A 24922-nucleotide genomic window follows, 5' to 3' on the forward strand; every position below is an offset into this window, starting at 1 on the left:
TAACTTGAAATCAAAAAATTATTTTTATTTAAAATGTAATTTATTTAATTATGTTAAGTTTATTATATCAATCTAATGGTTTACTGATTATACTAGGAAATTTAAAGCTTCCTTGTGGCAATTCTAATATCTTATCCATAATATTACATAAAGCTTTAACCTTTTGTATATATTCATCAAGAGTTAATTTAAATATTCCTAAATCAAATAAGAAATTAATAATTACCATAAAAAATTGTGCTACTTCATCAGGATACTCTGTTTTAAAAGTCCCCTCATTAATACCTTGTTTGATCAAAATTGAATAAATTGGTGAATATACCTTTATAGTATCTATAATAGCCTTTTGATGTATTCCTGAATTTTCTTCATCTTGTAATTGAGAACTTAGACTAAATTGACTCTTTATAGTTTTTAGTTGTACAGCTAAAACTTGTTTAAATTTTTCTATAGAATTGATATTATTATTAAGTATTTCATTAATTTCACTTACACTATCTAATATGTACCTATTAAAAACAGCTAAAAATATATCTTCCTTAGATTTAAAATAGTAATAAAATGTTCCTTGTGCTACACTAATTTTTTTGACAATATCACTAACTGCTGTTTTATTATAACCTATGGTTTTAAAAAGCTCTTCTGCTGTATCAATTAATTCATTTCTTCTTTCTTCTCGTTCCTTTGTAACTCTAGGCATTAAATTCACCTCTTAATTCATACTATATAACTAGGATACCTTTTTTGACTGACTAAAGTCAATATAATAAATATCCTATTTTATCAAATTTATTCTATATTAACTATATATTGTCTTTTTGATTATACATTTAAATCTTATATATGTTTTAAATTTAAATCCTAAGCAAAAGAATATATAGTACTTTAATTTATTGAATAATTATTATTTCAACATATATATTTTTTTAGCCATGCACCCTTTCCAAACGTAGTGCAGAAATAATGGTGCGGCATATGATTATTTTTTATTCTTTAGGTTTTATTTCTTAATCTTTAAGCAATAATATAATCTAATTTATCTACAAATTGTAAAAATATAATTTCCTAAAGAATAAAACAGTGACTACACCACACGCTCTTCTAGATGACTTTTCAAACATTATACATTTCTATTTTTATACTCAGATAATCCTAAAACCATATAAAAATCACGCTTTCAATTCCTAAAAATTCTATAATTTCTTATACAATAAAAAAGTTGTCTCAGAAATTTAATACAACCTATTATTTATTTTCTATCTTATTAAAAAAATTTATTACTCTTAAAGCAGCATTATCTTTTTCCTTAGCTTCCACCATTAAATCAATCTTAATATCCTGAATTAATGAGATAAATGATTTAATATCTTCTTCTAATATATAATCACTATGGCTTTTATCATAAAAACCTATTTTGCCACTACTAATATGCATCTTAGGAATGATTCCTGTATAATTCCATGTATCTTTTATAATCTTTATATCGTCATTTGTTATCTCTCTTTTTTTATTACAACGATGATGATGGACATCTAAAACTATTGGGATAGACGTCTTTTCACTGATAAATAATACATCATCTATATTAAATGAAACATCATCATTTTCTAATCTTAACATCTCTTTAACGCCTTTTGATAACTCCTTATATACCTCTATAAATCTATCTATTGCACTAGTTTTATCTCCATAAACTCCACCTGTATGAATGATAATATCGCTGCCTCCAAGAAGATTTAATACTTCATAATGATGATTTAAGTAATTTATGCTATTTTCAACAACACTTGTTTTAGTACTATTTAGAACTGTAAATTGATCTGGATGCATCGAAAGTCTTATATGATTTTTTTGTACAATATTCTTTATCTCATCCATTATCTTTAACAGCTCTTCATCTTGTTGCCATCTCCACTCAAAATCTTTTAATATATCTGGATGATCTACTAAAGGTAATAAATTGCTAGTAATTCTATACATAAATATTCCATTATCAATATTCCACCTTAATATATCTTTAGTTAACTCCAAATTATTAACTATCTTATCTCTTAAATAATCTATTCCATATTTGTATACAGAATTAAGCCTACATTGCTGAAAATTTCTTGGCTTTAAATTATTATTTATACAAGCATAACCAATTCTTTTAACCACTTTTATCACCCTCAATAAAATTTAATTATATATAAGTTCAAATAAAATTTGTTCATTAATATAAATCTTAAAATATTTATAAATGATATCCCTTATAAATGTAGCTAGAAACTTATATAAAAAATTTATGATATATACTTCTAACTAAATATTTTTAATTAAAGATATAATTTTCTATAAAAATTATATAAAATATTATAAATGTATTAACTTAATTAGAACATATCTATTTAGCTTAAAATTAATTGTTATTTAACCTTAAAATATTATTATAACCATGCAGCTAAATTTAAATGAAGAATTATAATAAAAATCCTATAAATGAAAATATAATTGAAGTTGATAACTAGATTGAAATATCTATAATAATAAATAACTTATTATTACAAAGTAAGGGACAGTAAATAATTTTGTTTTTACACGAAACTATCTATTGTCCCTTTACTATTCTAATTTCTATGACTATGATCTTTATTTAAAAATTAAGAACTCTGCTTATACTAAATATTTACTTAAAATATAGCCATCTTATCTATCAAATCTTTGAAGTCCTGCTGTAACTTCATGTGAAACTTCATTAAGATTATTTGATAGATTATATATATCTCCAGTTACATTTTCTAGTTCACTTGCTAGAGATACTATTTCTTGTGATGAAGCAGATACCTCTTCTGAAACTGACGATACTTCCTCTACTTTTTCAAATATCTTACCACTCTTCATTTGTATTTGGTTAATATCATTATCAATCAATTCTATTTGTGGAATTACAATATCTAAACTTTCATTAACTTTAGAAAATATATTTACACCTTTTTTCATTTCTATAACTTGATTTTCTATAGTTTTATTAACCCCATTTGATTCTGTTGAAATAGTATCCATAAGTTTAATATTTTCATTAATAATATCTTCTATTTCTTTTGCAGCTTGTCTGCTTTGTTCTGCTAAATTTTTAACCTCATCTGCAACAACTGCAAATCCTTTTCCTGCTTCCCCTGCACGTGCTGCTTCAATTGATGCATTTAATGCTAAAAGATTAGTCTGCTGAGACATTCCATTTATAACGCCTATAATTTCCCCAATCTTAGTTATACTGTTTCCTAAAGTTCCTATCTTATTATTAAATTCCTTAACCTTTGAAGAAACATCATCTGAACTAGAAACTATTCCATCCATGATTATCTTATTTTCAATATTAGCTGATTTAACCTCTTTTGCACTACTATTTAAATTATCAATATTTGTAACTATCTTCTTAATCTTTTCATTAAAATCATTTAATACATTATTAATATCCATTAGACTACTTGCTTGTGTACTTGATCCTTCTGCAACATTTTGTACAGATAATAATACTCTGCTTGATGAATTATTTACTGTTGATGAAACATCATTTAATTTAATGATTCCACCTTCAACTTTTTCCACACTTTCATTTAACTGCTCAACCATTCCTCTAATTGAGTCTTTCGTTTTACTTATACTATTATAAATTATTCCAATTTCATCTTTTCTATCTAAAAGTTCTTTTTCAATTTCAATATTTAAATTTCCATCCCCTATATTACCTAATAATTTTATAATTTTATTCATTATATTACTTATCTTCTTACCTAATTTAATCCATATAAAAATTAAAATTATTATTATTAAAATTGTTATTATTGATATAATAGAAACTGTATTTTTTGCACAACCTAACATTTCAGATTTAGATATCATAGAAACTATTGTAAGATCTAAATTATCTTTCTTAAAGTTGTCAATAACAGTTTGATATTTGTTACCCTTATAATTTAAGATCATATTTTTATTTAATAGCTTGTCTTTATACTCATCTTTTAATTCAATATCTTCTATTTTTTTACTAGTATACTCCTTATCACTATCCACAATAATTACCTTATTTGAATCTACAACTAAAATTCTTCCTAAATCACCTGTCTTATAATTTCCTGTAGTATTAACTATTGTATCTAGCGATAAACCTATATTAAAAACTCCTATAACTTCACCATTTACCTTAAGCTGTTTTACAGCAGCAACAGCTAAATTTCCATTAGTAGTTGAGAATATATTGTATTTTATTCCATCTCCATTTAATGCATCTTTATACCAACCTCTTTCTCTTGGGTCATAATTATTCTTTCTGTCTTCTGCTGGATATTGTACATAACCACCATCTTTTTGTGATGCAAAACTCATTGTTTTAATCATAGGATTACTTTCTGTAATACTCTTAAAATAATTATATAAATCTGCTTCAAATTCTCCATTTTGATCTGGTGTCATCTTTACAATTCCACCTTCACCTATTTTATCAACATATGTAGTTATTGAATTATTAGTTAATTCACTTGCATTTTTTGATTTCATAATACCATCTAAATTTAGTTCTATACTATTAAAATATGATGTTAACGTTTGCTCTAAATTTTCATTATACTTATTTGCATTTCCTATAAAATTATCATGATTGTCTTTAACCACCATAAAAAACACAGCTACTGCTAATATCATTATGCTAATAACTGTAACCGTGACTGAACTTATTGCTATTTTTTTGACTATAGATTTTTCCCTCTTCATAATTCCTCCTTACCTATTAATGGTTATTTTATTAAATAATTCATATTCTGCTTTATTATCGTATTTAATTCCCATTTTTTTATATCTATATATCATTTTTAAAAAATTTATATTTTTTCCAATAACTATGTATATTTTTTAATATAATGGATAAATTTCTCTACAAGGTACCCTAGCCATACCCCAGGGGGGATATTTTAAATTCTTACAATTTAGAATATTTAAGTAGAAAACTATCATATATGTTATATTTGTCCTCTAAACAGTTAATACTTATTTTAATATCTTTTATTATGTTAATTTGTTATAATAACTAAATAACATAATAAAAGATATTAAGTACATACGAAGAACAATAGACTGAAATGCTTGTCTATTATTTTTTTGTATGTATCTAAATATAAAGAAAGAAGGTATATATCATAAATACTAATTATAAAACTACAAAGAATGAATTCGAATCTAAAGAAAGCTTTACACTAATGACCATCTTAAAGAAAAACGGAACTCAACTTACTGCTAAAATAGATAATGTTGACTTAGAAAAAGTTAAAAATGCTGGAATTTGGTTTGCTGAATGGCATAAAGATTTTAATAATTATTTAGTTCAAAATATAAGTTCAACTAAGCTTAATAAAAAATCTAAGCCTTTAAAGCAAAGTCTACAAACAGTTATCATGGATGTTAATCCTGCTACACCTGTTATACATATAAATGGTGACACTTTAGACAACAGAAGAGCTAATTTAAGAATCTTTAAAAGAAATGAATTAAACGAAGTTGAAAAAATTGATGATAAAACTATTGCTATAATATTAAAAGATAAATATGGTAATGCACATTCAAAAGCTTTAATTTCCGCTAGAGATTTAAAAACTGTTGTAACTGATGAATATACTTGGGTTAATCATAGAATAAATGGAGAACCTTGTGTTGTGGCCAACACTCCAAATGGTAGAGTTTATTTAGATAGACTTATTTTAAATGCTGATGAAAACAAAAGAGTTCACCACATAAATCTTAATCCATTAGATAATAGAAGAGAAAATTTAGAATCAACTGATATATAAAAATATTAGCACCCCAGGTTTACTTTAGGGGTGCTTTCTATAATGATTTTAATTATGAATACTAAAAACTTTAATTGAATCCTCAAGTTTTTCAGATACCGAATTTAATTCTGAAGCATATCTTAGTATTTCTTCTGAAGACACAAATTGTTCTTCTAATATCTTTGATATACTTTCACAGCTTTTAGATAACTTTTTAATGTTCTCGTCTGCATCTTTAACTGCAATTAAAATATCCTCTGTTTCTTTTGAATAATTATTTATACTTCCTAATACTTCTGAAGTATTATTTTTCACATTATTGCTTGAAGTAAATATATTTTCAAAATATTTTTGTGCCTCTTTTGAAGTTGATGTGCCTTCTTTTAGCTCATTATAAGTTTTATCAATTGATGAAAAAACTTCTTTAGAACTTAAATCAATAGCTTTAAGAATACCTGTTATTTCTTTAGTTACTTTAGAAGATTCATCTGCTAATTTTCTTACTTCTTCAGCAACTACACTAAAGCCTCTTCCAGCCTCTCCAGCTCTAGATGCTTCTATTGAAGCATTCAATGCTAAAAGGTTAGTTTGATCAGAAATGTTAGTTATTACTTCTACAAAATTTGTAATTACATTTATATTTTTGTCCAGTTCTAAGATTTTTTCCTTAGATGCTTCCATACTGTTATTAGCCGTTATAATTTTATCTGTAGAATTCTTTATTATATTTTCACCTTTTTGTGCTTGACTGTATGATGATTCAATTTCTAGTGAAACTTTTTTAAGTTTATTAATAATATTTTCTACTTCTAAATTAATATTTTGTGCCTTTTTTACAATTAATTGTGTTTTATCATACTGTACTTCAGAAAACTCTGCTATTTCTCCAGTTTTAAAAACCACTTGTTTTGCTGAAGATGTAAATTGTTCAGATTGCGCCTTTAAATCGTTAGAATACATAAGTACATCTTCAGAATTATTACCTATATTAATAACCATATCATTTAAATTTCTTCCCATTTCATTCATAGCCTTAGAAATTTTACCTATTTCATCTTCTGATTTTACATCTAAAGAGACATTCAAATTTCCTTTAGCAATACTTAACGCTACATTTTTTATTTTCTTCATAGGCTTTAATGCTCTAACTAAATAAATACCTATACAAATAGCTATAAGAATTCCACCAAAAATCAAGTTAGTTATAATAAAATATGTAATTTTATTTAAACTACTGTTATAATCATTTGCATTCAAATCTGCTGCTAAAATTGCTACTGGTTCATTTTTGCTATTATAAATAGCTACATTAGCACTTATTAAATATCCCCACTCCTCATAATATTCTATGTTTGTAACATAACTTCCAGTTTTTAGAGTTTCATTTTCATTTTTATAATTATCATTCTTTCCTTCTAAAATCTCAACTTTTTCTCCAAATTCCGAAAATTCTTCATTATCTTCATCCAATCCATCTACTAAATAATAAAAATTATTATCCTTAAACTTACCTATTGTATATAAAAATTTAAAATCACTTTTTTCTCTAGCATCTTCTAAATATTGATGTAGATTATCATAATAATCATTACTCTCTTCTCCATTTTTTATCAACTCTTCAAGTTTATCTCCATCTATATTTGCAGTAATTACATTTAATGTATTAATAATATTCTTATTAACTTCTTGCTTAATATTACTCTTGGTTTTTATAGATGTTACTGTTCCTAAAATTACACTATATATCAAAAGCATTATTGTAATAAATGTAACTATTTTTTTAGCTAAAGACCACTTTTTAAAATAAATCATCTAAGCTTACCCCTTATATATCAAAATTTTTTTCTTTATACTTATCGTATAAAATTTAATACACTTAATTTATTAACTTTATTTTTTATTTTGATATTATAAGAATAAATTGTATTATATGGTATTTAAAAAAATCTGCTGAAGCTTATTCTATAAGTATTTATATGTAATAAGCACCCCAGGGGTACACCTGGGGTGCTTTTTGTAAATAAAACATTTATATAATATGGGTTATTTTAAGAGGCAAATTTAAATTAAGTTTATTTATTATTTTTTAATTCTTGTCTTCCAGCTACATATACAAATGGAAGATATATTAATACACTTACAGCTAAACAAATTAAAGCTGTTACTGCACCCATAATTGAGTTAGTTGATAAAAATGCACCTAAAACTGGTGGTGTTGTCCATGTTGCCATAATAGAAACCTTTGGTACAAAGTGTATTACAGTTAAGCCATAAGCTATTACTGCTGATGCTAATGGTGCTAACATAAATGGAATAAAATACATTGGATTTAATACTATTGGCATACCAAAAATTATTGGTTCATTTATATTAAAACATCCTGGTGCTATACTTAAGTTTGCTATCATCTTTTGTTGAGAACCAGCTTTCTTTCCTAAAATATATATTGCTAAAATTAATGCAATTGTAGCTCCAGAACCACCCATATTTACATATGAATCTAAGAATTGGCTACTTACAATATGCTCTGGTTCTAGTCCAGCTTTAACTGCTTCTGTATTCAAAATAAGTAATGGTAGTAATAATGCATTTATAAGTGGTGCAAGTATATTTGAACCATGTAATCCAAAGAACCATAATAATTGAGATACAAAAATTATAAGTAATACTCCACCTAAACTACCTGCAACTCCTTGTAATGGTTGTTGTAATGCTACAAATAATGCTTTATGAATATCAGGAATATTAATTGTTATAAATATTTCTTTAATTCCTGCTGTTATTGCTAATATTATCATTGAAGGAAATAATGCTGCAAAAGATTTAGAAACTGCTGGTGGAACACCATCTGGCATCTTTATTACTAATTTAGGATTTCCTATTAATTTAACAAAAAGTTCTGTTGCTATTAATGCTACTATTATAGAAACAAATAATCCTTGTGCACCTAAAAAATCAAATGGTAATGCACCTTCAGCATTAGTTGCATATAAAATCATTGCTGCTGATAAAGAAACTATTCCAGCAGACATTCCATCTTTACCATAACTGTTAGCTAAATGATATGATATTGTAAATACAATTAATATGGACATTACCCCAAAGGATCCATTCCATATAGCTCCACCCCAATCTGTCCATCCTACCGGTAATAACCAGTTCATAAAGTTTTGATACCATTTAAATCCCAAATTATTGAATAATACCGCAAATGCTCCAGCCATAACTAATGGTGTTATTGTTGCAAAACCATCACGTATTGCTACAAGATGCCTTTGTGAACCAATCTTTGCTGCAATCGGTACAAAATGCTCTTCCATCCAATCAAAAAATTTTTTCATTGATATTTCCTCCTCTATTAAATATTTATTTTAATTCAGTTATTATTCTATTGATTAAATTTTAGATTTTAAGTTATAAGGTTTATATTAAATTTTAAGTTTTAAGTTAATACAAAGTTTTTTAAAAATCAATTTACTAATTTAATATTGTTTTAGTCTAAGTTAAATAATAATTATAATTTCTAATTTTTTTATTTATTTGACTGTGTTTTAAAAATACCTGTTGATATTTTAGGATAAGGTAAAACTAAAAATATCAACTTTTCTTTAAAACATAATTATTTCTTAAAGCCAAAGCTTGTCCAAGGCTTTATATAATCTAATAAAAATATTTCTTCATCTACTATCTTTCCAACAACATTTGTCTTACCAGTATTTTTCATATCTTTTAAAGCAACTTGAAGTTCCCCTGCATATCTTGTATATAAGTCTGAATCTATTAATATATCTCCTCTTTTAATATCTGGAGTATTAACTGCTGGAAAACTTTCTCCTTTGTATTTTACTCTGCTTTGCGTAGATCTTAATATATACTCTGAGACATCCCCCCTATTATAGTGATATTCTTCAAGAACTATTTTTTTATCAAGTTCAGTTGCATATTCATTAAACTGAACATTAAACACTAATTTTTCTTTATTTAAATCACTTAATGCCTTTAGTTCCTCTTCTGATGCAAAAGAATTTGCTATTATTACATCATCAATTAATCCAGTTGCTAAAAAATGTTTAGCTTGTACCTCTATATTTAAATCTCTATGAGATTCCAATGTGCATATCCCTTCTGAAACAGGCCAAGGACCATACTTTGCACTCTTTGAATTTACAAATGCTGCTGTATTTATTCCAAGTTCCTTAAACTGTTTTGAACATTTCATAAAATGTTCAAGTGAAAGCCCTGTGTATTTATGAGGATAAAAATTATGACATCCATATAAATTGTTCACATTAGAATTATAAGAAAGAATGTTATCCACATATTTAGTCCCATTACTCATGTTTAATTCTATTTTTAAACCATACTCATTAAAACTCATGATAGATTCTTCCATTCCACTAAAGCCTAAATCTAATCTTATACCATCTAAGCCCATATCTTTAAACGCTTTCAAATCATATATGGATGCTCCTAAGAACTTAAATACAGCTGGCTCTAAATCTGCAATTACTTCCATATCTTCTTCCTTTGCAGTATTTAACATAAGCTTAAAATCACCTAGTACATCATCTAAATTTTTATCAGCTACAGAAATTAAACACGTAAATATTCTTTTAAATCCATACTTTCCTGCTAAATGTATATATTTAACGATTTCATTTATATCAGTATGATTTGGATATACTGAAATCCCTAATCTCTTCATTCCTTTCCCTCCATTTTCTTCTTTATATTGTATTAATCTAAAAAGTTTAATAATTAATTTCACTAATTTTGTATCTATTATTATCAATCTATAACTCTTACATATAAATAATTGTGCTTTAAAATATTATTTATATTGTGGAATAATGATAAACTAAAATCTGAATTTAACATTTGAAGCTATTGTTTATTCAGATAATAAGCTCCTATCGTAGGAGAAATTTCTTCATCTACAATCTCATTAATAACTATAGTTTCTTTTAAATACTCCTCAAAAGCTTTTCTAAATACCTTTGCTTTTCTAATTACACCTCCAACTAATGCTATAGAACAACTTTCAAAATTTAATTTTTTATATACATTTTCAACTGTCTTTCCAAAACTCCTTGCTTCATCTATTAATATTTTACTTGCTATAATATCTCCTTCTTCAGCTAATCTAGCAACTATTTTTGTTAATGATGCTATCTCATCTTTAGTTGAAGAATATACAAACTTTGTTATTTCATTAACTGAACTAATTTTTAGATTCTCTAAAATCCTTTTAGATAATTCTGATTGCTCTAAAGAATATTCTTCTTCTGATATCATTCTTTTTATTGATTCTATTGCTATTTTATATCCACTACCTTCATCACCTAATAGATTTCCCCAGCCTCCACACTTCACATTTATATTATCTTTAACTCCAAATGCTACTGAGCCTGTCCCTGCTATAACTAATATTCCATCTTTTCCTTTTAACATTGCCTTTAAAGCTATTTCTGCATCATTCATAACTATACAATCAATGTTAAGCTTCTCTTTGACTGCATCCTTTATTACTTTGGAATTGTCTCCAACCTCTACTCCAGCGATACCAAGATATACACCATTAAGTCCTTCATATCCAAGTTTTTCTACTATTTCTTTTATAGAACCTACTATATTTTCTAAAGCTTTTTCCTTATTATTTAATAAATTAGCAAATCCCTTTATTGAAGTCATAATAGCTTTTCCATCTGAAGAATAGGCACTAGCTTCAGTTTTAGTTCCTCCACCGTCAACTCCTATAATATATTTCACATAATCACCACACTTTTTTATTTACTATTCACCCTTTGATTTTGTTCATAAGTTTTATCCAATACCTAGTATCTATAACTTCATGACACCTACGCGCTCCTGGATAACGATTTCTAACCCTTCATTCAAAGGCAAGCTTTTTTTGAAGGCTAAGAACTCTGTTTATACTCCAATATTAACTTTTCCTTAAAATACAACCACAAGACTTTTTTATTTATTTTGCAGTCTTTCATGTATATCTATAATTTCAACTGCAAGAGATTTTACTGTCATGCTTGTCATTAAATGGTCTTGAGCATGTACCATTAATAAAGTAACTTCTGTTTTCTCTCCATTAGCCTCTTTTTGTATTAAAGATGTTTGAACACTATGCGCCCTTGATTCTTCTTCTTCAGCTTTTTTAATAAGTTCTCTTGCTTCATCTATATTTCCACTTTTAGCACATTGAATTGCTTCCATTGAATAACTTCTAACTTCTCCACTGTGTACTATAAGAGTCATTATTATTTCTTCCATTAAGTTTCTCCCCTTCATGCTTTAATTATTTTCTATAACTTCTAAAGCTCTTTCTAAAACTTTTTTACCATTCATTGTTCCATAATCAATTGTGTTTATTACTTCTACTGGTATATTTTTATCTGCTAAACTCTTCTTAAATTTTGATAATAAAAATCTAACTTGTGGACCTAATAATAAAATATCTGTATTATCTATATACTGTTTAACCTCAGCCTCTCCTGTTGCTTGTATATTACACTCAACCCCTTTTTCCTTTGCTGCCTGCTGCATTTTTGAAACCAATAAGCTTGTAGACATTCCCGCACAACAAACCAATAATATATTTTTCATTTATATTCCTCCTATATTTTTTTATTGTGTTTTAATAACTATAATCCTTTTCTAAACATAAATTTCATTCTTCTTGTAAACATATTCATTTAAACTTAATATTCTTTATCGTACACCTTTTATATAAAGCAAATTACATGCCAACTTTTAATATATAGATAAAATTCCTTAAAATGGCTTTATTACTTACTTTCAGATTATTTTTATAGTGTAAAAATAGAAAAAAATAAGTGTGTAAATACACTTACACACATTTTTATTTTACACTATATTCCATTTAGAATTTAATACTTTCACTTCATTTATTAATTACTCCTCCTTTCAGAAGTCTATAATTTAATTCTTTAATATATTAAATATTTTTTTCCATGTAGGTAATATAAATTTTGTAAATACTCGTATAAAAACACAAAGTCCACTAAAAAGTATAGTTCCTGCAAGAATTGTTGCTACTAAGATAGGTAAAATTAATAAACCATACTGACTAATTGATGATATACTTGTAGTATTAAACAATGCTTGTTTAATATAATTTTTTCTAAGAATATATTGTATTAATACAACTCCCAAGCATGCTATATATAATTTATTGGTTATTATTCTTTTTATTAAATTTTTCATAATTATTTGTCCCCCTTTGCTAACTCTTCTAAAGAATATTTTTTATCACATTTGTGGCAGTAATAAAAAAATTTTACTTCATAAGCTCTTCTAGCAGTATTATATTTCCCCCACCTTGTTATACCTATATACTCTTCATTTGTAATTTTTCTCATTTTTGTTCCACAAATTTTACACTTTTTTTTATTAAAAAATAAAAATTTTAGTTCTGCAAAAGTTAATGACACTTCTTTTGATTTTTTCATATTTATCAACTCCATATTTATTAAGTCAGCTATTTTACTACTTTTTTACTTATAAATTTATCTAGATATTTCTACATTAATTGCTAACAACAATTCTAATTTAATACTTAAATATATAAAAAAAACTTATTTTTAATTTTTTACCAAACAAATTTATTATCGATTAATTTGCAATTAGCTTTACTCTTATTACATTTTCCCAAAATAAAAGGCTTAGAATTAACCTTTTATTTGGTTAATTCTAAACCTTTTTTCTATATTTTAATACTTTAATTCATTTCACTTCATACTATAATTATTTTCAAGCTTTAAAATAGTAATTTAATTTTTAATTCTTTAAGTGAATCATAAGTATAGTTTTTCAAATAAAAAATAACAGCAATATCACTATTTCCGATTATCGCTGTTACTTTAATTCATAATTATTTTAATTTAATCTTAATTTCTTTATTTCATCAATGCTAAGGCCTGTTTTTAATGCTATTGTTTCATCATCTAAAACATCTAATAAATTTTTAGCGACCTCAATCTTGCCTTCTTTTTTACCTTCCTCTCTTCCTTCTTCTTTTCCTTTTTCGATTCCTTCTTGAATTCCAACTTCTTTACCTTTTTGTTCATAATACTTTTGTCTTATTTGATCAACAGTCATTTTTACAGCACCTCCTCTTTCTCTTTTATATTCTTCAAATTTTTGTTCTAACTCTTTATCTTTTATTAAAAATAAATATTCCAAAAAATCTGCTAAACTTAATCCATCTTTAGGATAATATTTTTCTACTGAAATTCTTTCTATTGGATACTTTATAAACCACTTTTCTGCTTTAAATATTTTACAGTCATAATTATATCCTTTTTTCTTTTTTACACCTAAATATTCTCCTTCAAATACAAGTATATTATTACCCAATATATCTTGTTACATTTTATAAATACTCTTCATTTTTATATTTTGAACGCTGAATTTTTTTACCTGACTTATAATCTTTCCAATTTAAAAAACCACCCTTATATTCACCAAAAAGTCCATTCCAAAAATTATAACTATTTTCTGCCCACATTCCCTCACTAACAAAGAATTTACCTGACTCAGAAATACATATAATATATTCGCCTTGATATAATTCACACACTGGGATTGTTTGTTCTCCAACTTTTTCATTATAATTTGCATTATGTTCATAATAATATTTCATATCTTCATAACACGTTGAATGTTCATCATAATCTTCTTTTCCAAAAAAATCTATATATTTAGCTCTAATATGCAATTCACCAAACCGTTTCATAAATTTTCTTGCAGCCTCAAATACTTCATATCCATTACTTTCAAGTATTTTAACTTGATTTGTTATATCTATTTTTTTATTTTCAATCCATCCAGCTCTTATCAATACTTTTTTCACTTTTTCTTCCAACATATTATTTCACCTATCTCTCCTTTAAATTTGGCAAATGTATCTATTCCTTTTTCTTTACATAACTCAATCAAATTAGGGTTGTTTTGAAATTGTATTTATTTAATGGACATAAATTAAATTTTTCATCTATAATTTTATAATCAACTTATTTTTTTAAAAGCTCTCTATTCTTTAAAAGTTGTTTATTATATTTTATTTCTTTTTCATCTTCATATCCTCTAAAATATACCTTATTGATATCTTCTGCATTAAATGCATAATTCGTATCTTTATTAATATTTCCTTCTGGATATATACAACCTGCATAATCATATACAGTATCAGAATTATCTCCTTTTATACTTGCAACTCTTCCTATTATCATTAATTTTTTATTACTTCCTTCAACTGTAATTATTGAACCTAATGCTAATAGTTTCTCTTTATCATTAACTATATTTTCTGTTTCATTTTTATTATCTTTATCTATTTTTTCACTATATTTTGTTTCTGTACCTCTTATTTTATTTCTAAAATCTATTAATTGYTTATTATATTCTATTTCATCTTTATCTTCATATCCTCTGAAATATACTTTTTCAATTTGATCTGTATTAAAACCATAACTATCATTATCACTCATAAATCCTCTTGGATATGAACATCCTGAATAATCCCATATCTTTTCAGTTGAATCTCCTGCAAGTCTTTGCATTCTTCCTGTTATAACTAATTCTCTTTTAGAATCCTTTAATAATACAATTGTTCCTAATGGCAACAATTCATCTTTATTATATTCCACTTCACTCTGTTGACTAACTGTTGTATTTTTATCATCTTTTTTATCTGCATTCCCAATTGTTAATTTAAACCCACATCCATTTAACATAACAACTATACTTATTACAAATACTCCCAAAATGATATTTTTCTTGTACAATCTTTTTTCTACTAAATTAATTATTTTCATTTAACTTCCACCTTATATATTAAATACTTATAAATTACTCATTCTAAAATCTTTTAATCTGTATCTTTCTTGTATTCTAATTCAGGACCGCTTCCCATTCTATCAGCTAATCCTACTTCACAATCTCCATTAATAAAATCTTTTGTTGAATTAAAGCCAAGTGCATCCAAATATCCCTCTGCTTTTAAATGATGACTTTTCACAACTATACCTGTTATTGTCGTCTAAATTATGGTTATCTTTACTTAAATTAGATTTAAGGGGACAAAATGGTTTGAGTTGTATTTAGCTAAAAATAAGCAGGAATGAAAAAGTCCCTAAGATAAATACATTCTAAATGTTGCTAAAATAATAATAAAAAAACACTCCATTAAGTAAATTTTATAACAGTACTTTTACTGTATTTACTTAACCAGAGTGTATTTTATTTTAAATGATATGTATAAATACTTATTAATAAGAATAAATAGTCATAGCGTATTATAAAACAATATTTTTCTGTATTACTTCATCTACTATTAATTTAAATTCCTCTTTTATAGTCATTTCAATATTTTGATTAGTTTTTAAAAACGCATTTGCTTTAAATTGAATTGTATTTGATGATATCCAATTATAAGTCTTAATTTTAGACCATTTATAAAAATAGCCAGATCTATATATTCCATTTTCTCTTATTTCTGAACCTTTTAATGATTTTATTATATTTGAGATTGAAAATTCTATCCAAAATATATCTGTTAAAACATTATAAATAACACCATTTTTCTCATAGCTAATATAAAAATTTATATTAGACCAGAGTAATATAAGCCATATTATTAACATCACACTCCAGAAAATAGTTAACTTTTTATTTTCTTTTACCTTTATAACACATTTTCCATGATGGCATGATGCATATAAATCTGTTAATAATAAACCTGTTCCAAGAATAATTAATACTATAGAAAAAATTGTCCATAAAGAAAAGTAATTCAATCAATTCACCGCCTTTTAAATTATTCTATGTCTTAAGTGAATGTTGATATTTTTTAAAACATAGCCTTAAGTTAAATGTATTTACTTGCAAATATGATCAAATTATAACATATTTATTTAGAGCTTTCCTTTATTTGATTTTAGTAAATCATTATATAAAAACATCATAGTCATAATAAAACTTGCTATTACTATTGCTATAAACAAAACATTATTAGATATTAATCCCTTTATAATAGGAATTGCCACAAGAAAATAAACTGCAATTAATGGATATAATAACTTCTTGAAAACCTGTGTTTTGATAGCTTCCAATATGGTAATACCAAATAGCAATACAGTAGATATTATTAACATTATAGATGGAACTTTAATATTTATTAGCAACATAAAAAATTCAATTATAGAAACAATAAATAAAATAATTGTTAGATCCCTTGTAAATAAGTTTTTCTTCACAACACCATCTCCCATCATAAATCATTATTATGTATATGATAAGATATAAAAATTATATAACTAGTGTTTATTTGAATTTATTTATCGTGTTTTTAATGTTACTTGAATGATTTCTGGTCTATTAAAAATTCTTATAGGGAAAATACTGTTACCTAGTCCTCTGCTTACAAACATTGTAGATAAACCTTTGTTGTAACTTCCACTTGTATAATTAGGAAATATCCCTTGATCAGGAGCAACCACACCCCCTATACCTGGAATTCTAAATTGTCCACCATGTGCATGTCCTGTAAAAATCAAGTCCATATTATTTTGAACATACAAATCAAAAAGTTCAGGCCTATGAGAAAGTAAGATTTTAAAATTTTTATCAGTTGACCACCTATTTAATTGTTCTTCCATTTTACTAGTGTCTGTACCATCTCTATAGTTACATGTAAGAAAATCTGGATCAGATAAACCCAATAAGTATATTGAACTACTACCCTTTGAAAGTTTAATGATTTATCATCAAGAATATGAACACCCATGTCTATAAGTTTTTCTTTTATTAAAGGAAATTTTCCAGACCAAGCCTCATGATTACCTGAGACATAATATACAGGAGCAATTTTTACAGCACCTGAAATAAACAGTAAAGCAGTATCTAAATTATATTTACGTCTGTCTACTAAATCACCTGTAATAATGATTATATCTGGAGAAATACTTTTAACTTTATTTAATAACTTAATTTGATTTTTTCCAAACATTTTATTATGCAAATCAGAAACATGAGCTATGGTAAAATTATTAAAATCCTGTGGTATCTTAGAATTGACATAATTATATTTTGAAATCATGATACTATTATTTTGCCAGATGCAAAAAAATATAAATCCAATAATAAACATTATAATAGCTAATAACTTAACAACTTTTCTTGGTATCTTTTTAATCATATTAACCTCACAGAATATAGATTTTATCTACCATTGTTATATGTTTCAATTACATTTTTACATAAAAATTATTTGTAGTTTATTTATTATTACAAGTTTTTAGATGTAGATTTATTATTACAATATATAACTTTAAAACTTACTATTTTCCTTTATTAAAATTATGCTATGTTTTATAAGAATAGAATTACTTAAATTTTTTAAGAATACCTTTAATATTACCCTATTAACTAAACTAGTTAAAATTTCTGCACCATGAGCACTTACACTTTTTTAGACTTATAAAACAAAAAAATACCACATTATCCAAAATGAAAATGTGATATTTCAGTATGTTATCTATTTTTACTTATACATATTATTAAAACTTTATACATTAAACTATTCTAATTCTTTTTCTTTTTTCAAGAATATAATATCAATGAAAGCCAAACCAAAAGATAAACCTAAGGCATGAGAACATGAATTAAATATATCTATATTAGAACTTTTAAAAATATAATCAAAAGCACAATTAACAATAAAAATTGTTATAAATAAAAAAATAAATTTCTTTAATACCTTTTTTATATAATTCCACTTTAAATTCCTTGCATTAAATAGAGTAATTATAGGTATGTACAATAACATAAAGAAAGTGAATAGTGCATATCCGATTACAGCTTTTAAAGCTATATTATTGTTTACATTGTTGTAAATAATAAAAAATGTAAGTATTGTCCATATGATAAATATGGAATAAAGAACCTTTGTAAAAAGTAATGTTTTCCCTTTGTTCATAATACACCTCTAGTATTTTATATTAACATTCATTTGCCCACTGTTGTTAATCAATTATATCATATTTTGTAAATATAATATTATTCAGTTGTAAATTCCTCTGTCCATGAGCTTTATACCATAATATCAATACTATTTTTAAACATAGCTAACAAAAAAAGTCTAACCTATGATATCAATTGATACATGGTTAGACAATATTTGTTTATTCCTTATTATTTATAGTTATTTGATCAAATTATTCAACTGGTTTAGTCACATTAACTACGCCATGAGGATGGTGAGGTGGTGCGTATATAGAATATACTTTAAGTGGTTTATTGCCTGTATTTATAATATTGTGCCATGTACCAGCAGGTATAATAATTGCAAAGTCATCCTGGGCATTTACTTGAAAATCTAATCTTTCTTTACTTCTTCCCATTTTGACAAGTCCTTGTCCTTCTTCAATACGTATGAACTGATCAGTGTCTGGATGAATCTCTAAACCAATATCACCACCAATATTGATACTCATCAAAGTAACTTGAAAATGTTCCCCTGTCCATAAACCAGTACGAAAATTATTGTTTTGCTTTGTAGCTTTATCAATATTAATTACTAAGGGTTGTGGACCATAATCTTTCAATATCATTTGGTTACTGCTCATTTCTGATTGTGAGGAATCAAATCTTAAGCCACACTCTGTGTCATCAAAAAGTGTATTATATGGAACGGCCTTAAAATGAGGACTATTATAATCACAATTATTATTATATATATGGTATGGGGTATCTTGATAATAATCTGATGGATACTTTCTAAAATTATTCATATTGTTTCTTCCTTTATATTAGTTCAGAATTATTATATGTTTTAGGTTTTACAAATGTGCTATATTAGCTATAGATAATTCGTGTGATTCCCCCAACCTAATTTCTTACATTTATTGAACCAACTCCAACCTCTAAATCAAAGGTATACGTTTCCTCACCTGATGTTTTAGCAGCAATATTGCAACGTCCAACACCGTTTCCTGCTAACAACTTAACTGGAGCATTTTTAGGTATTTTAATATCAATATCTCCTACGCCCCCTTGATATTTAAGGTTTCCTCCCACTTCTGCCATCTTAAGTTTTAATTTTCCAACTCCTCCACTAATGTCAATATCTCCACACTTTTCCTTTAAATTTAAATCAAATTCTCCAGCACCTGAACTTAGATTTAACTTATCAAATTTAATACCTTCACATTTTGCTTTTACTGAATCACCAGTAATATCAATATTTTTAACCTTTATTCCTTCTATATCAGCTGTTCCTGCTCCCTGCTTAAATATAAAATTCCCTTTAAATTTTGAAGGGACTAAAATATCAAACTTAGAACCATCATTTTCAACATCAATATCAAGATCTTTTGATTTATCTCTTTTTTCAATTATTTGAATTTTATTACCATCTTTATTTATATCAATATCATTACTTTTTTCTGAAAGTTCACCTGTCACTTTTATATCTTCCCCATCATAACTCTTAATAGATGCCTTTGCTGCACAGATTTCTATATCAATATCGGTTACATTATCAAGATTAATTTTTTCATCTATAACCTTCTTTTTATCTACAACCTTCTTTTCATTTAAAGTCTCAATTTCTTGATTAGATGTAGTGTCTTTAGTTTTAGAATTAGACTTACATCCTATAGATGAAATTAATAATATTCCTGCAATAGTTAAAATTAATACTTTTTTCATTATTATTCCCCCTTAAATACAATAAAGCTTATTTATCTATTATCTAATTATATAATATAAATTCTTCCATATATATTAATTTTTACTTAACTTTAATCTTGGCTATAAACTGAAAAGAGAATTGGAATTTTAATGATATTTTTTGTACATAATATTAATATATAAATTCAAATAAAGTTTGTTCATTAGTATAAATCTTTAAATATTAACCAATAACATAACTTGTCAGTGTAGTAATGAACTTATATAGAAAATTTATATAAATGTATTAACTTAATTAAAACATATATATAACTTCCTAAAATTATTGTTTGTCTTTAGATCTATTTTTTAGCATAGTTTCCTTTTTTGATTAATGATAATTTTGCCATCATTAATAATTATTATATTGATTACAATGTATAAATCATCATTTCTAAAAATACTATCATGATACATTGACAATGAAAAATGAATATGTTATTTTATATATAATGTTCAAATAATGAACACCGCATTTTATAAAAATACCGTTTAGTGAATTTAAAAATAATTGTTAAACAAAGGCTATATTTTAAACAACAAATGAGGAGAGTGGATGGATCTTGATTAAAAAAGGAAATACAATAGGCTTATTTTCTGGATTGACGTGGGGATTATATACGATAATACTATATACAGTGTTAAATTTGTATGCTAATGCAAAAGGAGATCTTTTAAGTTTAAATGGAGTAATGTTAATTATAATTACTACTATTCTAATTTCATTGGTAGATTTATTTTTTAATATTGTATTTGAACTAATTTTAATAAGTAAAAAGAATTTACTTAATGAATTTAAAAGTGTATTATTCTCAAAAAAAGGATTTGGAGTAATTCCAGCAGCTATATTAGCAGGACCATTGGGGTTAATACCCTATGCAATTGCCAGTGCCATATCAGCCCCAGTTGCAGGAGCATTTTCAGCATTATATCCTGTAGTTGGTGCAATAACATCATTTTTAGTCTTTAAAGAAAAATTACCTAAATTAAAGATAATTGGTGGTATAATAGCAGTTTTAGGAGTTATGGCAACTTATCAATTACAAACAGTTAGTTTAATTGTATATATAATAGCACTGATACCTGCTTTTGGTTGGGGATTAGAAGCTATATTTGGTTATAAATTAATTAAAGATGATATAAATCCAATTGTTACAATCACTATAAGACATATTTATTCAATTGTTATATTAGGAATATGTTTGTTAGTATTTTTACTTATAAGTGGAGAATATTCATATGTAATTGAATTTTATAGTGGAATTCAATATTCAGATATGTTTGCATATATTAATAAATCACTTGTAGTACCTACATTTATAATAGGTTCATTTATAGGTGGCGCTTCATATATTCTATGGTATGTTTCAATGAAATATATAAGTGTGGCTCCAGCAATGATTTTAAATATTACTTATGTACTTTGGATACCTATTATACTGATGTTACCTCCTTTTTCACAAACTATTTCACCTAATGTATTATTAGGCTGCACTATAATATTCTTAGGTACTAGTTTAGTTATTATAGGTGACACCATTAAAGCTAAAAGTAGAAAAAAACTTAGTTAATCTTTACTAAATTCAATGCTACTTACAAAAATATTTTAGCTTATTAATCTATCTTGTAATATTATTAGTTACATTTTTAGTCACTGTCTTTGTAACATTATTAATAGTTAAAAATAAGGCTATGTTTTAAGTGAATGTTGATATTGTAGTATAACGCTCATGGACAGGGGAATTCACTTTAAGAACTCTAAAACAAAGCTTAGTCCAATTAATGCGTGTTCCCAATGAAGGATTGTACTCTGTGAAAGTTCGAAGAAGCAAATATAAAATTTGGATTCTCACTTTTGACAAGCAATTAATTGCAAGACTAAAAGGAAACTCGACTCATATACATTCGCTGAGTAAGTTCAAGTAACAAAATATAAAATTTTGACTTTCACTTAAGAGTTCTAAAAAGCAAATTCCAATGCCAGTTCGCTATTATACTACAATATCAACACTGTTTTAAAACACAGCCAAAAATAAAAACATCCTTATAGCTACAAAATCAAAATTATAGCTATAAGGATATTTTATTGTACATCCTATGTTAAGGTTAAACTTATCTTGATGAAGATAATAAAATTTATTTTGAGTGATTTAAATACATCTCATGTTAAGGTTAAACCATAGTAAAATAGTCATTCTTTAAAATCAATAATATAACTAAGGCATTGAAACTTCAAGGTTTGAAAGAAACTTTACCAGGCGATTGTAAAATTCTTAGGGGAATTTAAAAAATCCACCTTATTCCTGTAATTTCAATAGATTAAGGAGTTTTATATATCCTTTTTCATATAATATCTTTTATGATTGTCTGGGCAATCATTTAGTACTCCAAAAATTTCATATCCTTGTTTTATATAAAAATCTTTTGCTTGAAAATCAAATGTATCTAAATGAATTAGCTTACCTCCTCTTTCTATAGCTATTTTTTCAATTTCATTTAAAAGTTTTGTACCAATTTTCTCATTCCGAAAATTATCATCAACCCATAAAGAATCTATATATAAACAATTCCAACAATACATTTTACTATTTATTCCTGCAATAATTTTGCCATCATTATCTTTAATAACTCTATTTATCCACATAAATCCTTGTTCTTGGGTTTGTGGAACTTTAGATAAATTATAATTCACTAAATTTTCTATAACTAACTTAGCTTCACTTTCATTACTTTCTTCTATAATATAATCATTCATAATTATAGCTCCTTAATCCTATTTATATGTACTTATAATTTTTTAATATTTTCAAATTACATATTTTATTGTATAGATTATGCTCACATCCTATTAAAACCCCATAGCGACTTTAACAATTTTCATTTCTTCTTTAGATGTAAGCATTTCTAAAAGTTTAAATGCTACACCTGAAGCTGTTTCTGGACAATATGAAGTAATAATATTTCTATCAACTACAATTGGTTCATTTACAACATTAACACCAAATTCTTTTAACTGTTTTTGCCTATATGCATCCCTTAAATGATATGTAGTAGCTTTACGATTCTTTAATACCCCACTTTTACCTACAGGTAAAGCAGCCACACAAATAGTAGCAATAATTTTTCCTTTTAAATTAAATTCTCTTATCAAATTCAAAAAACGCTCATCATAAGCTTCTTCATAAAAACCAAATTCTTCAAAGCCACCTGGAATAGCAAGTGCATCATAATCATCAACATTAATTTCATCAATTGTTTTATCTACTATTACAGGAATATTAAATGTACTTACAACTTGTTTCTGAAATCCACAAGTTACTACTGAAATATCATGATTATAATCATTTCTAGCCCATCCCATAACATCTACAAATACACTAAATTCCATTGTTTCAAACCCTTTAGCTAAAAAAAGTAGTATTTTCATTTTACAACCTCCATATTCTTATTCTATTAATAACTTTTATGAGGAAATTATAACATATTTTGTAAATATAACATCGTTTAATCTCCAGTTAATTGTAAAAATATTTTTAACCATGATTATATGGTATATGTTCAGAACCAAAAAACTGAGGAGTCTCACTATTTATCATTTTTAAAATATTATCATTTAAAAAACTAGGTAATAAATATATTTTGTTTAAATCATTAATATCAATCCATTCACTTTTGATTTGCATATCATCTATTTCTGTTGGTTCAACAGTTTTATCATTTTTTAATTTACATATAAAAATATGATACATTTTATGAATATATTCTGGATATAACTCTCGAAATTTAGGATTATCGCATATTTCCTCATATAAGGCAGAAAATCTTACTGGAATGACATTGTATCCTGTTTCTTCAAGACATTCTCTTATAGTAGCTTCATGTAAAGTTTCATCTGTATGTTGTCCTCCACCTGGTAATGAATAATAATCCCCATTCTTCTCATCAAAACACTTATTTAATAAAATTTTATTGTTATTTATAATAATCGCTTTTGCTGTACTTCTAATACTCATTTCTTTACCTCCATAATATTTATCTACATCATGTAAAAATTATTGACATAATAAATTACTGTACTAAATCGATTATAGCATATTTTGTAAATATCAAATTATTCAATTTTCAAAAATCATTTTTATTACTTGCTACATCAAATTTAAATACTATACGTTTTAATAGAATTGCATATAAAAAAACACCTAAGATAATTAAATCCTAAATTCTTATAAAAATATTAATTACCTTCTTTTGTCCTAAGATAATCTTAAATTCTTTAGAAAAACTGGTATTTAAAATTAAGAGAACTTATCTTTTTATCAACATATGAATATAAGAAGATAAGAAGCTATATTCTC

26 protein-coding genes and 1 pseudogene are annotated in these 24922 nt (G+C 25.6%); 2 read left to right on the forward strand and 25 right to left on the reverse strand.

All coding sequences use genetic code 11. From position 1 onward, the window contains the following. Window positions 1–67 precede the first annotated feature (67 nt). The 3 genes from ACYUET_RS06765 to ACYUET_RS06775 all read right to left on the reverse strand — a co-directional run bounded on the left by ACYUET_RS06765 (window position 68) and on the right by ACYUET_RS06775 (window position 4749). Window positions 68–700, reverse strand: coding sequence for a TetR/AcrR family transcriptional regulator (locus ACYUET_RS06765; protein ID WP_460278548.1), 633 nt, complete (start codon window positions 698–700; stop codon window positions 68–70). A gap of 545 nt (window positions 701–1245) precedes the next feature. Continuing rightward, window positions 1246–2157 (reverse strand): UV DNA damage repair endonuclease UvsE, encoded by a 912-nt coding sequence (gene uvsE / locus ACYUET_RS06770; RefSeq protein WP_460278549.1) that lies wholly within the window; start codon window positions 2155–2157, stop codon window positions 1246–1248. Window positions 2158–2685: 528 nt separating this feature from the next. Then, a complete protein-coding gene (locus tag ACYUET_RS06775; RefSeq protein WP_460278550.1) occupies window positions 2686–4749 on the reverse strand; it encodes a methyl-accepting chemotaxis protein in 2064 nt (687 codons plus the stop codon). Window positions 4750–5231: 482 nt separating this feature from the next. On the opposite strand from ACYUET_RS06775, the gene ACYUET_RS06780 reads away from it, so the two are divergent. Further along, window positions 5232–5819, forward strand: coding sequence for a hypothetical protein (locus ACYUET_RS06780; RefSeq protein ID WP_460278551.1), 588 nt, complete (start codon window positions 5232–5234; stop codon window positions 5817–5819). A 48-nt stretch (window positions 5820–5867) separates the two neighbouring features. Here the strand turns inward: ACYUET_RS06780 and ACYUET_RS06785 are convergent, their stop codons facing one another. The 19 genes and pseudogenes from ACYUET_RS06785 to ACYUET_RS06875 all read right to left on the reverse strand — a co-directional run bounded on the left by ACYUET_RS06785 (window position 5868) and on the right by ACYUET_RS06875 (window position 20546). After that, entirely contained in the window at window positions 5868–7613 is a 1746-nt protein-coding gene (locus ACYUET_RS06785; RefSeq protein WP_460278552.1) for a methyl-accepting chemotaxis protein, read from the reverse strand. 260 nt (window positions 7614–7873) lie between these two features. Beyond that, window positions 7874–9142, reverse strand: a complete 1269-nt coding sequence (locus ACYUET_RS06790) for a PTS sugar transporter subunit IIC (RefSeq protein WP_460278553.1) — start codon at window positions 9140–9142, stop codon at window positions 7874–7876. Window positions 9143–9420: 278 nt separating this feature from the next. Then, on the reverse strand, window positions 9421–10506 hold the full coding sequence (locus ACYUET_RS06795; protein ID WP_460278554.1) for a DUF871 domain-containing protein: 1086 nt from the start codon (window positions 10504–10506) through the stop codon (window positions 9421–9423). Window positions 10507–10685: 179 nt separating this feature from the next. After that, window positions 10686–11570 carry an N-acetylglucosamine kinase gene (locus tag ACYUET_RS06800; RefSeq protein ID WP_460278555.1) on the reverse strand — a complete coding sequence of 295 codons (885 nt, stop codon included), beginning with the start codon at window positions 11568–11570 and terminating at the stop codon, window positions 10686–10688. Between the two features lie 210 nt (window positions 11571–11780). Further along, a complete protein-coding gene (locus tag ACYUET_RS06805; protein WP_460278556.1) occupies window positions 11781–12086 on the reverse strand; it encodes a PTS lactose/cellobiose transporter subunit IIA in 306 nt (101 codons plus the stop codon). A 21-nt stretch (window positions 12087–12107) separates the two neighbouring features. Next, the gene (locus ACYUET_RS06810; RefSeq protein WP_460278557.1) at window positions 12108–12419 is read right to left on the reverse strand and encodes a PTS sugar transporter subunit IIB; all 312 of its coding nucleotides are present in this window, start codon (window positions 12417–12419) and stop codon (window positions 12108–12110) included. 336 nt (window positions 12420–12755) lie between these two features. After that, a complete protein-coding gene (locus ACYUET_RS06815) occupies window positions 12756–13040 on the reverse strand; it encodes a hypothetical protein (RefSeq protein ID WP_460278558.1) in 285 nt (94 codons plus the stop codon). Between the two features lie 2 nt (window positions 13041–13042). Beyond that, window positions 13043–13285 carry a hypothetical protein gene (locus ACYUET_RS06820; RefSeq protein ID WP_460278559.1) on the reverse strand — a complete coding sequence of 81 codons (243 nt, stop codon included), beginning with the start codon at window positions 13283–13285 and terminating at the stop codon, window positions 13043–13045. A gap of 427 nt (window positions 13286–13712) precedes the next feature. Continuing rightward, window positions 13713–13868 (reverse strand): annotated as a pseudogene (locus ACYUET_RS06825) (Rpn family recombination-promoting nuclease/putative transposase); the annotation flags it as partial. Between the two features lie 340 nt (window positions 13869–14208). After that, entirely contained in the window at window positions 14209–14703 is a 495-nt protein-coding gene (locus tag ACYUET_RS06830; RefSeq protein WP_460278560.1) for an SUKH-3 domain-containing protein, read from the reverse strand. Window positions 14704–14848: 145 nt separating this feature from the next. After that, window positions 14849–15652, reverse strand: a complete 804-nt coding sequence (locus ACYUET_RS06835; RefSeq protein WP_460278561.1) for a DUF4176 domain-containing protein — start codon at window positions 15650–15652, stop codon at window positions 14849–14851. A 53-nt stretch (window positions 15653–15705) separates the two neighbouring features. Further along, the gene (locus ACYUET_RS06840; RefSeq protein ID WP_460278562.1) at window positions 15706–15855 is read right to left on the reverse strand and encodes a hypothetical protein; all 150 of its coding nucleotides are present in this window, start codon (window positions 15853–15855) and stop codon (window positions 15706–15708) included. A 277-nt stretch (window positions 15856–16132) separates the two neighbouring features. Then, complete coding sequence (locus tag ACYUET_RS06845) at window positions 16133–16633, reverse strand: DUF5673 domain-containing protein (RefSeq protein WP_460278563.1); 501 nt, start codon at window positions 16631–16633, stop codon at window positions 16133–16135. A 117-nt stretch (window positions 16634–16750) separates the two neighbouring features. Then, window positions 16751–17092, reverse strand: a complete 342-nt coding sequence (locus ACYUET_RS06850; protein ID WP_460278564.1) for a hypothetical protein — start codon at window positions 17090–17092, stop codon at window positions 16751–16753. Between the two features lie 81 nt (window positions 17093–17173). After that, window positions 17174–17494, reverse strand: coding sequence for a metallophosphoesterase (locus ACYUET_RS06855; protein WP_460278565.1), 321 nt, complete (start codon window positions 17492–17494; stop codon window positions 17174–17176). After that, window positions 17479–18033, reverse strand: coding sequence for a metallophosphoesterase (locus ACYUET_RS06860; RefSeq protein ID WP_460278566.1), 555 nt, complete (start codon window positions 18031–18033; stop codon window positions 17479–17481). The genes ACYUET_RS06855 and ACYUET_RS06860 overlap by 16 nt, the downstream gene beginning before the upstream one ends. Window positions 18034–18414: 381 nt before the next feature. Then, window positions 18415–18813 carry a hypothetical protein gene (locus tag ACYUET_RS06865; RefSeq protein WP_460278567.1) on the reverse strand — a complete coding sequence of 133 codons (399 nt, stop codon included), beginning with the start codon at window positions 18811–18813 and terminating at the stop codon, window positions 18415–18417. Window positions 18814–19051: 238 nt separating this feature from the next. Then, window positions 19052–19627, reverse strand: coding sequence for a cupin domain-containing protein (locus ACYUET_RS06870; RefSeq protein WP_460278568.1), 576 nt, complete (start codon window positions 19625–19627; stop codon window positions 19052–19054). 97 nt (window positions 19628–19724) lie between these two features. Next, on the reverse strand, window positions 19725–20546 hold the full coding sequence (locus tag ACYUET_RS06875) for a DUF4097 family beta strand repeat-containing protein (RefSeq protein ID WP_460278569.1): 822 nt from the start codon (window positions 20544–20546) through the stop codon (window positions 19725–19727). A 584-nt stretch (window positions 20547–21130) separates the two neighbouring features. Between ACYUET_RS06875 and ACYUET_RS06880 the strand changes: the two genes are divergently transcribed. After that, entirely contained in the window at window positions 21131–22138 is a 1008-nt protein-coding gene (locus tag ACYUET_RS06880) for a hypothetical protein (protein WP_460278570.1), read from the forward strand. 758 nt (window positions 22139–22896) lie between these two features. On the opposite strand, the gene ACYUET_RS06885 is transcribed toward ACYUET_RS06880, so the two are convergent. From ACYUET_RS06885 to ACYUET_RS06895, 3 genes are all read right to left on the reverse strand, one after another. Next, on the reverse strand, window positions 22897–23322 hold the full coding sequence (locus ACYUET_RS06885) for a GNAT family N-acetyltransferase (protein WP_460278571.1): 426 nt from the start codon (window positions 23320–23322) through the stop codon (window positions 22897–22899). A gap of 93 nt (window positions 23323–23415) precedes the next feature. Next, the gene (locus ACYUET_RS06890) at window positions 23416–23994 is read right to left on the reverse strand and encodes a DJ-1/PfpI family protein (RefSeq protein ID WP_460278572.1); all 579 of its coding nucleotides are present in this window, start codon (window positions 23992–23994) and stop codon (window positions 23416–23418) included. Window positions 23995–24100: 106 nt separating this feature from the next. Continuing rightward, window positions 24101–24580 (reverse strand): NUDIX domain-containing protein, encoded by a 480-nt coding sequence (locus tag ACYUET_RS06895; protein ID WP_219779269.1) that lies wholly within the window; start codon window positions 24578–24580, stop codon window positions 24101–24103. Window positions 24581–24922 lie beyond the last annotated feature (342 nt).

The organism is Clostridium sp. CTA-5 (genome assembly GCF_054768135.1).